General features: G+C 55.2%; 5 protein-coding genes. 1 reads left to right on the top strand and 4 read right to left on the bottom strand.

The features are described 5' to 3' along the window. Window positions 1-12: 12 nt before the first annotated feature. The 4 genes from ACOYXE_RS28660 to ACOYXE_RS28645 all read right to left on the bottom strand — a co-directional run bounded on the left by ACOYXE_RS28660 (window position 13) and on the right by ACOYXE_RS28645 (window position 9,162). Entirely contained in the window at window positions 13-375 is a 363-nt protein-coding gene (locus tag ACOYXE_RS28660; RefSeq protein ID WP_160060134.1) for a polysaccharide synthesis protein GtrA, read from the bottom strand. A gap of 240 nt (window positions 376-615) precedes the next feature. After that, window positions 616-3,864 carry a hypothetical protein gene (locus tag ACOYXE_RS28655; protein ID WP_460927163.1) on the bottom strand — a complete coding sequence of 1,083 codons (3,249 nt, stop codon included), beginning with the start codon at window positions 3,862-3,864 and terminating at the stop codon, window positions 616-618. Between the two features lie 411 nt (window positions 3,865-4,275). After that, window positions 4,276-5,697, bottom strand: a complete 1,422-nt coding sequence (locus tag ACOYXE_RS28650; protein WP_160059276.1) for an amino acid permease — start codon at window positions 5,695-5,697, stop codon at window positions 4,276-4,278. A gap of 339 nt (window positions 5,698-6,036) precedes the next feature. Then, window positions 6,037-9,162, bottom strand: coding sequence for a dermonecrotic toxin domain-containing protein (locus tag ACOYXE_RS28645; protein WP_460927161.1), 3,126 nt, complete (start codon window positions 9,160-9,162; stop codon window positions 6,037-6,039). Window positions 9,163-9,453: 291 nt separating this feature from the next. On the opposite strand from ACOYXE_RS28645, the gene ACOYXE_RS28640 reads away from it, so the two are divergent. After that, on the top strand, window positions 9,454-12,597 hold the full coding sequence (locus ACOYXE_RS28640) for a transglycosylase domain-containing protein (protein WP_160059278.1): 3,144 nt from the start codon (window positions 9,454-9,456) through the stop codon (window positions 12,595-12,597). Window positions 12,598-12,630 lie beyond the last annotated feature (33 nt).

Below are 12,630 nucleotides of genomic sequence, written 5' to 3'. Positions count from 1 at the left end.
CGGACCGGCGCGTTACTGCTGATTTTGGCGCAACAAGACAAACCGGAAAAAAAGGTAGCCCGACGACAGATTGAACAGTGTGAAAGACACCACTGTGGCCAATCCATGCCAATGCTGCGCATCGGCAATAGCGCCGATGGCAAAACTCACTCCGCCCATGCCGCCGATAAACAACAGGTAGCGGAGCAGCGACGTATTGCGCTCGAAGGTATACAGCACATTCACGTAAAACGAGAACGCCGCGGCCACGCAAAACGCGGTGAAATTACTGGCAGCCTGCGTCAGCCCCGCGGCGGTGAACAGGACAAAAAATATCTGCCAGTGAATCAGTCCATCGGCGAGGCCGATCACAGTCAATGCAGAGAATCCTTTCATCTCGGTTCCTTGCCAAAGCCGTTTTTGGCGAACAGCCAACCTAGGTCATTACACGCTGGTGGTCTACTGTCAGAAATTACAGGTACAGGGCTGATTGCGACCAACGGTCAGCACTTCACCAAGCCCACAAAGACGTTGAAGCGCTGCCCGAGGCTGCGATCTTTTTTGCTATCGGGTTTTCCGACCTGCAACGCCAAACGCTCGCACTTTGCATTGCATTGCCCGGTTGCAACTAATGTTTCAGGCGACGACGTTAACCGCAATCAGTACGTCAGGATCAGGCAACTCGAAGGATGAGAGATCTTCAACACGGTTGCGACTGATGAAACCATTGTCGATGTCGGCGGGATGAAACTCGCTGACATTGAAATCACGACCAGCACGCTTGCTCCCATAGGTATTGAACGTAACGCTCAACGCTCCGCTTTCCAATGCTTTATGCAAACCCTCCTTCATGGCTTCTGGAGTGGCAAACTTCACTAATCCGGAATTGGGTTCGTAAAAAAGCCACTCGGGTTTACCGTTCCTGACTCTTATTGCTGCAAGCATTGCATGGTCTTTACTGGTCAGTCGTAGAATTTTCGAATTCGGAGAAGTTTCCAGTGCTTCGATAATATCGTCAGCATCCATTTTTGTGCGGGGTGCGCCCATATGAAAGGTGTATTTGTTATTCACCGTATTGTGGAACTGCTCCAGGTTGGAGATAAATTTTGTGGCGTCAGGACTGTAGGGCATCTTGGCCGCCTTGGACAGGTTCTCCATCAGCTTGTCTTCATTGCCTTTGAGAATGGCCAGTGCCATCGCGTTTGAAAGCCCTGCGCACTGACCTTTGGAAACCATATTGACGTGCGCCAGATAATGCCCTTGCGAATAGGCAGTGACTTTGACATTTACGCCCTTCACATCCTGAACAAGCAGCGCGGAAGAATACTTGGCGTCCTGAATCATTCTTGTTTTCAGTTCTTTTGTCAGAGCGCCTATCTCTGTTGGCGTGAGCCCGGGTTCCGATGCCAGATCAATCAGGTCATCAAACTTCATTCTCGGTCGATAGCCACTGATATCCAATAACCGACCTTCGAGGTAGCCATGATTGAAATCAGCAATATTTCTCGGGTTTTTCGCAAATTCAATGTTGTGATAAAAGCCAACGTAGACACGGGAGTTGGCCTCACTGCCCAGCGTCCCTCCCCAACTGACCCCACGCGCCGTGAACTCTCTCGGAGGGCCATAAAGTTGACTGGTATCAATGTTGTACTGATACCAATTGTCATTTTTCAGCACGCCCACACTGTCGATAGTTTGTTCACCTACCTTGAAGGTACCTATCAGGGTAGGCCCATGCTGTTGGCCCACTGCGTGGAGAAACTTGAAGCCATCCGGCGCATTGCGCAATTTGTCGAGTTGTCGTACGGCGAAGGCACCTACCAAGCCGAGCCCTTTTCCTAACAGCTTACTTCCTGCCACCGCCAGAGCGGGCAAACCACTGAACGGATTGAGTTCGCCAATGACGAATGCTCCGATTATCCTCGCGGCCCGGAGTCCCCGGCTGATTGCCGAAGCGGTCCTGCCCACGACCTGAGTCAGTTTGGCTGCGGTCGACGCTCCGGCGGTAATGAATCCCAAGGCATCGAAGAACAGATCCACCGCACCGTCGAAATAGTTTCCTTTTATAAAGTTGGTAATGGCTGACTTGAAGGGAACCAAGTCAACCACGAAATCGATTACCTTCTGCGTGACCGCGTCTTCCCGCTCTTGAGTCGTCTGGCCTTTGGCTGCCTGCAGAATGTCCTCGTTATCCAGGTCCAGATGTTGAACGAAGGCCTGGGCGATCAGTTCGGTTCTCTCGCTGGAATAACTGTTGAGCGGTAACGAATCATTGACGGGTTGTGGAGACAGCTTCCCGGCTTTCGATTTGTCAGTCAGATCCATGGGTTCGATCGTGTATATGAGGCTCGGGACCAAGGGATTGACGCGCTTTACGGGCTCCGCCGGGTCATAAGGTTTGCTCTCGATAACGCTGCGCTTCAAATCAATTTCATAGAGTTTTGTGTCACCGTCCCACTCGACTTTCATTGTCAGGGCGCTACGTGTGGATTCCAGTTTTTTGCCAAAGAAATCCAGATTGAGCCTATAAGTCTTATGCTGATAGAACGAGACATTGCCATATTCGAGACTTTTTCTGTCCTTCAGCGGTAACTCGGCTACCAGATGTTTTACGCTCAGGCGAGCGCCTTCCTTGATGTTGCGGAGTGCACTGTCGAACTGCGTTTGAAAGATATCTTTTACGCCCAGTTCGAGGGGCGTGTTGATTTCGTCAAGAAGCGGACGCAAGCGTGGATCACGAGTAGTCCATCGGTAGTAAGGAGGTCCTCCCATCATCACGATGTCCAGCAGGGAATATCTGCCATTGAGCGTCGGGTACAAACCGCTCGGATCTGCCGCTGGCTGCTCCAGAAGCCGCTCTTCAAAAGGGACGTCACCCTTGAACGTCGCCTTGAGCCTGGTCAGCGCGATTGCTTTGCGGTTTGGGAGTTCGCTGTTCAACAGGATCGAAATATTGAGGCGGTCGGTCAGTTGCTGATTGAACTGCGTTTTGACTTTGTCCAGTTCGTCGAGAGTGTAATGCTCCTCGTGGTTTTTTTTGATCACACCCTTGATCACACCCCAGTCCGCCAAAGCGGCGGCATGGACCGGCGGAGCGACTTGTGGGTCGATCATTGCAGCGCTGTCCGCGCTGGCCATGACTTGGGCAAATGTCATTTGCGGGACTTTGCCGGGCGTGTGAACTTCAATCGTCCGCGCTGCAACAGTCAGGTTGACCCATGCCGCGCTGCCGTATTTCAAACTGTCGGGCAGCTTCTCGATAAGGCATTCGGGCGCCTTGCGCGCGAGTAACAAGTTGGCGGCCAATCCGGCCAACCTGGAGCTGCTCAAGCCTGCGTTGGTCAAGTAATCAACAAGACGATCGAATACCGCCGAAGCAGGTTTGCCCCAGAGCTTTTCATCCAGCAGATCAAAACCCGCAGTGGTGGTGCGCGTCGGACGATCAATCTCACCCTGATGCAGGCTCAAATGAATGCCGGCCATGGTGTATTCACTGATGCTGACATCCGTAGCTATTGCGTTCAGACGGGTTTGTATCGCTTGCCCCAGCGCTTGCCCACGGGAACCGGTAATCAGTGTTGCCAATGCCGAGGACGGATCCCGGAGTGCCGTATCTGAAAGAGGATTTTCACTGTTCAAATAATCCAGCACTCCTGCCCCGGGTGTCGAAATGTGATCGAGGCTGTCCAGATACAGGCTGGTGACTTGCAAGACTTCTTTTTGTTCAGCAGTCGTCAATGGAATTGGCCAAGACATTGCTCCACCAAAATCGCCAAACTTGTGCGGCAAGATTTTTTCAACTTCCAGGTAGGTTGCAACTACTTCAGACTGATTATCGACAGCGGACGAAGCTGTATCAATAACGGACTCATTATATTCGTACATTCGATCTTCCTTGACGGATTAAATTGAATGAAAAGTAAATAATGAAAAACGCCAAAACACCAAGCCAGAAACCATTACAAACTACAGAAGTAACAAGCTGCATATACGACAATTAAATACACAACACACCAACTTGTTACCGATTACATATTAGTAGCCGCGCACAGCATGCCATAGCAGACGCTAACAACCCTTGATCAGCCCACTATTCATTACACTCAGAGCAATAGTCATCGAGCTTTATTACACTATACATCCGAACATATGCATTGAAAAAATACGGGAGAGAAAACACGCAACACTGTTAAAACAGAAAAAGATCACATCCCGCAACAAGACCTACACAATTAAAACCATGTAGATACTGTTACTGGAAGCGATCTTTTACTTTGACCCGTCGCGTTTCGGCAATTACGAGACCGAACGCACTGCCACGGACGATGCACTTCTCGGCTGCAACTTGAACACGTAGAACAAAACGGTCAGCAGCACCAGGAACGCAGGTCCCACATACAGCGCCACGCGGGTGTCGGGGAAGTACGCCATCAGGCCGACCACCAGCACCAGAAACGCCAAGGCAAAGTACGAACTGACCGGGTACAGCCACATCTTGTACTTGAGGCCGGCACGTTCGCTGGCGCTCAGGCCTTTGCGGAATTTCAGCTGGGCCAGCAGGATCATCACCCAGGTCCAGATCGCGCCGAAGGTGGCAATCGAGGTCACCCAGACAAAGACTTTTTCCGGCACCAGATAGTTGAGCATTACGCCCAAGAGCAACACCCCGATCGACAGCAACAGCGCACGACGTGGCACACCATTATTCGAGGTCTTGGCAAAACCGGCCGGCGCCTGGCCGTTCTGCGCCAGGCTGTAGAGCATGCGCCCGGTGCTGAAGATGCCGCCGTTGCACGACGACAATGCTGCGGTAATCACCACGAAGTTGATGATGCCGGCGGCGGTCTTGATGCCCAGACGCTCAAAGGTCATCACGAACGGACTGCCCTGCGTGCCAATTTCGTTCCACGGGTAGATCGACAGAATCACGAACAGTGCGCCGACGTAGAACAGCAGAATCCGCCAGAACACCGATCCGATTGCATCGGGAATGGTCTTCTGCGGGTTCTTCGCCTCACCGGCGGTCAGGCCGATCATCTCGACGCCCAAGTAGGCGAACATGACCATTTGCAGCGACATCAGCACGCCGGTCACGCCGTTGGGCATGAAGCCGCCGTGCGCCCAGAGGTTGGAAATCCCCAGTGCCACACCGTCATTGCCGAAACCGAAGGCGATAATGCCGACGCCGCCGATGACCATGGCGATGATCGTGACGATCTTGATCAGCGCGAACCAGAACTCGAATTCACCGAAGGCCTTCACCGCGATCAGGTTGATCGACCCCATGCTGATCAGCGCGGCCAACGCCCAGATCCAGCGCGGTACATCGGGAAACCAGATGCCCATGTACACCGCCACTGCGGTGATTTCCGCGACGCAGGTCACCAGCCACAGAAACCAGTAGTTCCAGCCAGTGAGGAAGCCTGCCAACGGGCCGAGGTAGTCTTGTGCGTAGCGGCTGAACGAGCCAGCGACCGGGTTGTGCACGGCCATTTCGCCGAGGGCACGCATGATCACCAGGATTGCCAGCCCACCGAGAATATAAGACAGCATGATCGCCGGGCCGGCCATCTCGATGGCCTTGGCCGAACCTAAAAACAGACCGACGCCGATACAGGCTCCGAGCGCCATCAGGCGAATATGCCGTTCGCCGAGTTCACGTTTGAGCGGACCGCCCTGAGCGGTGTCGCCGTGAGGCAGTTGATTGCCGACTGGCATAGGGTGCAACCTCGTCTTGTTATTGGATATGACCACCGAGTATCGAAGCGTCGGCCGATAAGCCTTGGCTGGAAATGAAACCGCGCCTGCTTTGTGGGCAGACGCGTCTTGCAGGGCAACCTGAAAGATCAGCGGGGCGTGCAGTATAAAAACCTTGGTGCAGGTCTTTTCACTCTATAAATCACAAGATTCAGCGGGAGTTGCCGCCAATGCACGAGCTGGTCGAGTAGATCAACTGGCAGAGGTAGGAAAACTCGCCACTAAAAACGGCGGCGAGTATTGCACAACCTTGGTGCGTCGTCTTTTCAACGTGCGGTTTTTATCCTCAGGAATCCGCCCTCAAGCCGCGTTACTTTGCTGTGTCGGGGTGACCACGGTTTTCACGACTCTGGAACCGGTTCTGATGATCTTGTCCTGAGCAAAAGCTTTGGCCACACGGGTTGGCGGTTCAAAATAACCAGGATCTTTTACGGAGTATTTGGCAATGGTCGGCGCACCATACTGGGCTTGGTAGTGAAGCATCCATTCCTTCGTCAAACGCTCATATTTCATGTAAGCAAACCCCGTCAGAATCATGTACGCGTTGCCGTTTTCATCATTACGCAACCCGTAATCCGGAAACTCCATGGCGGTACTCAACCCCCAACCATGTTCGTGCGCAGGCAGATCGTTGTATTGCGCAGCTTCCTTGCCAGCCTCCACGTGCCTCACGCGCAGGACATCTTTCCCCATCTGATCCACGGTAAAAGAGCAGCCGCTGAACCCAGGCGTAAACACATGATCGGGTTCGCCCAGTCCAGGGTGAACGGGAATGTCCACATAGCCTCCCTGAGGAGCCCAATATCCCAATACCGCGTTGGTCTGGTGTGGCAGTTTGTCAAGATCGCTCCACACGCTGATAGCGTTGAATTCGCCTTCGATCACGCCGGAAGTTGTCATCCTTTGCATGGAAAAAATCATCTGCCCTCCGCCTTCGGTATTGGCCATTTGCGGATCTACCTTGCGGATATCCGACCAAAACTGGGGCTTGAAAAGATCAGTGCAGATAGAAAGTTTATCGAATTGCGGAGCCGCCAGGGCCTCACGAATATTCGTGGGCCTGGCGGTGAAAGGGACATATTCAAAGGGTCCCCAATCGTAGGAAAGATGGCGAACATCGTTGAGCGTGACCACTTCGATCCGCGGTTCCCACAGACCGTTGGGCAAACGCTCGCGGTGGAAAGACGGGCGCGCCCAGACCGGTCTGCCAGAGGGGCCTGGCTGCGGTCCGCTGACGTCGTCCGTGTCATGAAGATCATCGGTGATATCGCCGCCGAACAGCGATTGCGGTTGCCATTGATCCGGCGCCACTTGCCGGTACCTGCGAGCCGCCAGTTCGTCGTAACTGGAATCGACAAGGATGACGTCGACCACTTCCGCGTTCAGGGTGAAATCATTCTTGACGCGGTACACCGCGACCTTGCCCCTCTCATCTATATTGCGAATATAACGGCGTTGTCCGTCAGCGCTTTGCAAGATCCCTTTGCCTGCCGGGCTGAGGCGCGCTACTTCGGATGGCCTGACGGCATAGCGACGAAACTCCCTGTTACTGAACCCGGCAGGTGTCGGTTCAACGGATGTCGAAGGAGACGGCAACGCATGTTGCCATTCGCCAGCCCCGTCCTGTTCAACAATCGGCTGGTAAGCCTGCGGTTTGTTCGGGTGAAGAATTCTCGATTGCCCGGTGGCCGGTTCGATGACTTTCTCGAAGACGCCGTCCTTGACCTTCACATAGCGACTGGCGCCGATCGCAAACTGATTCTGTGCATCAGGCTCCACATCTACCAACGACACGTCGCTTCGATAAGGTGCAAGGTCAGGCTTCCACAAACGCTTGTGTCCACCGGGCATCTCGATCGGCGTGAACTCCGAATGAACGCCGGCCAGCAACGGCAGCGTCGCCACACCAATGCCGATATTTTCCAACACGTCGGTGATGTGTTCCCAGCCGGCTTCCTTGTCGCCCTTGCTGAGTTCCTCAAGCCCTTCCAGCACTTCGTCCATCAACTGCACGGCCGACACCCCGAGCATGACCAACCCCAATGGAGGCACGGCAAAAGACAGCACATTGAGTGCGGCCAGGTCGAGCTCGAGGGATAGGGCGAGCAACGATTGCGTGTCCCGTGCATCGGCGTCGGCATTGGACACAGCGGCATCGCGGGCATCACGGAAAATCCGCTGGTTGAACTCCCGCTGCAACGTTGTCCAGATGTCATAGTGCTGGGCCCAAGGATCGCCTGAAGGATCCAGTACCCTGAGTTGCAGAAGAAAATCGGGATCATGCTTTTGCCGACGGGTTTCGTGATCCCACAGCCGTGGTTTGCCCGACGCCGTTGGAACCTCTTCGGTAAAGCTGTAGTAGAACGTCGAACGGTCCTTGTAACGCATGAAACGGCTGAAGAATTGTTGATAGGCCGTTGGCGCCTTGGGCGAGTCACTTTCAGCGCTACGCACGAACTGTTCGATCAATCGGGCCTTGAGTTCCGTCACTGTGGCGTAATGCTTTACGGGATGATCAGGGTCGTCGGGAATGTAGGCGATGAAATCGTTCTTGGCGAAACCGTCAACGGTCGGCAGCAGGTCGTCGAGAATGCTTTCATCGTCCGGATCGGCGATCTCGAAAATGATACAGCTGTGTACGGGCAACTCATTGAAACTCAAGCTGCGACACCACAGCGTCTTACCGTCGACGTGAACAGGTTCCTCCCCGGCTATACTCGACATCAACGCTTCAAAATGTTCCGGGCGAATATCACCCTTACATAATGCAATATAACTCGCCGCCTTCAGCGCCGCTTTCTGGTAGTTGACGAACAGCTTATTCAGCTTGCTCCGAGCACTGGCATCTTCCCAGTGAAGTTCAGTATGCAAGTGGGCCTGATACTGTTTGCCGATATCCAGCTGACGGCATAACGCGATGAACTCATGAACTTCAAGTGCGACTTCGACTGTCTTCCCTCCTGGGGCTGTCGTAAAACAATGCGGCTTGAAAAACAACATCGCCTTTTTTTCAGCCGGATGGTTATGCAGGGCGGCGTCAAGCAGCGAAGCGGGCGGAACTTGCGAGGTGTGAAAATCACTCTTGCCGGACAAATCGACCAGCACCCGATTGACGTCCAGATCCAGGCCGCACCTGTCCTTGATGGCCTTGGCAAGCCTGGGCGCGGCGAATTCATGCGGTGTTTTCACGGAGGCCATGGCGTTATTCAACACGGTGTGCTCCGTTATACTTTCCTCTATCAGGCGTCGAGCATCGTCGCGCTGTTTCGGCGACGCACTCTTCAGCCATTGCGGTGCATCGGCGCCAAAACTTTTTAACATCTCCAGGTTTTCTTTTGACATATTCAACAATGGCGACGGCGTTGCCGCCGTCACAACATCAACATGCTCTGCAATACTGAAAACCTGACCATGAGATTTAAACATCACTTCACCCTAGACAAATAATATTGAAGCCGGAGTTAACCTCAAAACATTCAACGGGCGAAGCCTTCGAGTACTACCAGACTTTAGCAACTTACATTCATACAAACAAGCACTTCTATAAAGTTACAATTACAACTCTGGATGCGCAGCCTTGCAAACCGCACCGTCGCATCGCACGCCCCTTGCCGGGCCCCTTGCCGCTTCCCTGGCCGCACATTTTTTTCACCAGCCCCAACCACCGTCTAAGCTTCAGACAAGTCCGATCAATCTGCGTGAATGGATCAATCGACTATGGGCGCTTTGTGGCAAACCGATTCGAGTAAAGCCGTGGTTCCGACTGACCGTGTGGATGAAGCGCCTGTCCCTGAAAAACCCCGCCGCAATCGGCACGGGTGGAAGGCTTTCTGGTTGTTGCTGGTGATTATCGCGATCGTGGTAGGGCTGGCCGCATCCAAAGAAATGCGCACCTCGCGCTTTCAGTCGCGCGAACTCAGCCAATACGCCGCTTCGCTGACTTACCATCTCGAACCCGGACCCAGCGAAGCGATTCGTTATCCGGGCAACGGGCCGTTCGATCTGCGCCTGGGTTACAGCTCCCTCGATGAATTCCTGCCGCGCCTGCTCAAACGCAACTATGTCGTTACCGAGCAGACGCGTTTTTCTCCGGCATTGCTCAGCTACACCGATAAAGGCCTGTTCGTGCCTTACTCGGAAAAGATCCAGGCCGGGCTGTCGATCACCGACTGCCGGGCTGCGCCACTGTACAAGTACAACTATCCACAACAGCTGTACGCCGACTTCGCAGCCATTCCGCCGGTGGTGGTCAGCAGCCTGTTGTTCATCGAAAACCGTTTTCTGCTCGACCCGAAACAACCGCTGGCCAACCCGGCGGTGGACTGGCCGCGCTTCGGCATGGCGGCGTGGTCGCAAGTCGCCAAATTGCTGCGTCTGCCGGGACAATCGGCGGGCGGCAGTACGTTGGCGACGCAATTGGAAAAGTACCGGCATTCACCGGAAGGTCTGACGGTGTCCGGTGCCGAGAAACTGCGCCAGATGATGTCGGCCAGCGTGCGCGCCTATCAGCCTGGGCCGCAAACCTTGGGGGCACGGCAGAACATCGTGCGCGATTACCTCAACAGCGTGCCGCTGTCGGCGGTGCCGGGGCATGGCGAAGTGCATGGCATGGCGGAAGGTTTGCGCGTCTGGTACGGCAGTGACTTCAACCAGGCCAACGCACAGTTGAACAGCCCGGCCACGGATCCGAAAACCATGGCTGCCAAAGGCCTGGCTCTGCGCGAGATGCTCTCGTTGATGATCGCCCAGCGCCGCCCTTCGTATTATCTGACCAAGGGCCGCGAGGAACTCGCCGACCTTACCGACAGCCACTTGCGTCTGCTCAAACAGAACGCGGTGATCGATGGCGCATTGGCCGATGCCGCCCTCGCCAGCAAGGTCAGCTACCGCGACTGGCAGACCCAGCCGACCATGCAACCGATCGAAACCAACAAGGGCATCAGCGCCGCCCGCAGTCGTCTGGCAAGCATGCTCAACCGGCCGCTGTACGATCTCGACCGCCTCGACCTTTCGGCCACCAGCACCCTGCAGGGCGAGCTGCAAACCCAAGCCACCGCGTACCTGAAAAAACTTGCCGACCCGGCCTACGCCGCTGAAATCGGCCTGCTCGGCGAACGCTTGTTGACGCCGACCAGCACTACGCAAGTGCGCTACAGCTTCACCCTCTTTGAACTGACCCCGGACGGTTCCCGCGTGCGGGTGCAGACCGACAGCACCGACCAGCCGTTCGACATCAACGAAGGCAGCAAGCTCGAACTCGGCTCAACGGCGAAAATGCGTGTGCTGACCACGTACCTGCAAATCATCGCCGAGCTGCACGACAAGTACGGCGCCATGAGCGTGCCGGAGCTGAAAAAGGTCGAAATTCCCGATCAGGATCGCTTGAGCCAGTGGGTCATCGATTATCTGATGCAGAACAAGGATCACGACCTGTCGAAGCTGCTCGGCGCAGCACTCGATCGCAAATATTCAGCCAGCCCCGGCGAGGCGTTTTTCACTGGCGGCGGCTTGCACACGTTCCACAACTTTCGCAAGGAAGACAACGGCCGCCTGCCGACCCTGCGCGATGCCCTGCGCGAATCGATCAACCTGCCGTTCATTCGGCTGATGCGCGATGTGGTGCGTTATGTCACTTATTCGGGGCCCAACAGCAGTGCCGAATTACTCAAGGATGATCGTGACCCGCGTCGCCAGGAATACCTGGCCAGTTTCGCCGACCGCGAAGGCACCTCGTTCCAGCTCAAGTTCTGGAAAAAGTACAAAAACAAAGACACTCAGGCGCGTCTCGACACATTCCTCGACAGCATGCGCCCGACGCCGATCCGCATGGCCGCCGTGCATCGCTACCTGCTGCCCGATGCCAGTCAGGCAGACTTCAACACGTTCGTCCGTTCCCACCTGAAAGGCGCCAGGCTCAACGAAAAACTCACCGATGATCGCCTGATCCGCCTCTACGACTCCTACGGTCCCGGCAGTTACGATTTGCCCGATCAAGGCTTCATCGCCAAGGTGCATCCGCTGGACCTGTGGATGATGGGTTATCTGCTGAACCACCCGGACGCGACCTTCAGCGAGATCGTCAAGGCCAGCCATTTCGAACGTCAGGAAGTCTACAGCTGGCTGTTCAAAAGCAAGCACAAGGGCGCCCGCGACAGCCGTATTCGCACCATGCTCGAGATCGAGGCGTTTCTCGATATTCACCAGCGCTGGCAGAAAGTCGGTTATCCGTTCGACCATCTGGTGCCGTCGCTGGCCACCGCGATTGGCAGCTCCGGCGATCGCCCCGCCGCACTCGCCGAATTGATCGGGACCATCCTCAATGATGGCGTGCGCATGCCGACCCTGCGCATCGACAGCCTGCATTTCGCCGCCGGTACACCCTACGAAACGCAACTGGTCAACGACCCGCACGTCGGCAAACGAGTGATGCCATCCGAGGTCGCCACAGCCATGCGCGAAGCGTTGTCGCAAGTGGTCGACGCCGGTACGGCAAAACGTGTTTCCGGCAGTTTCAAACTGGCTGATGGCAGCCCACTGGCCATGGGTGGCAAGACCGGCACCGGTGACAACCGCATCGAGGCCATCGGTTCGGGCGGACGCATCCTCAGTTCGAAGTCGATCAACCGCACGGCGACCTTCGTGTTCTACATCGGCGATCACCATTTCGGCACCCTCACCGCGTTCGTTCCAGGGCGCTCGGCAGAGAACTTCAAGTTCACCTCGGCCCTGCCCGTGCAGGTGCTCAAGGGCATGGCACCGATTCTCACGCCGTATCTGCAACCGGGCAGCGACTCGCAATGCAAGCCGACGCAAACCGCCAGCGTGGCGATGCTTGAACCGCAACTCCCTACAGCGAGGTAACAATTCGTGTCAGGTATTTCTGCATCAGGGTGA

This window comes from Pseudomonas sp. MC6, from assembly GCF_054790575.1.
This window is presented reverse-complemented; position numbering and strand designations above follow the sequence as displayed.

What these genes read in the sequence shown, in the direction of transcription:
- ACOYXE_RS28655 (WP_460927163.1), bottom strand. Translation starts at nt 3,864, where the DNA reads ATGTACGAATATAATGAGTCCGTTATTGATACAGCTTCGTCCGCTGTC.
- ACOYXE_RS28640 (WP_160059278.1), top strand. Translation starts at nt 9,454, where the DNA reads ATGGGCGCTTTGTGGCAAACCGATTCGAGTAAAGCCGTGGTTCCGACT.
- ACOYXE_RS28650 (WP_160059276.1), bottom strand. Translation starts at nt 5,697, where the DNA reads ATGCCAGTCGGCAATCAACTGCCTCACGGCGACACCGCTCAGGGCGGT.
- ACOYXE_RS28660 (WP_160060134.1), bottom strand. Translation starts at nt 375, where the DNA reads ATGAAAGGATTCTCTGCATTGACTGTGATCGGCCTCGCCGATGGACTG.
- ACOYXE_RS28645 (WP_460927161.1), bottom strand. Translation starts at nt 9,162, where the DNA reads ATGTTTAAATCTCATGGTCAGGTTTTCAGTATTGCAGAGCATGTTGAT.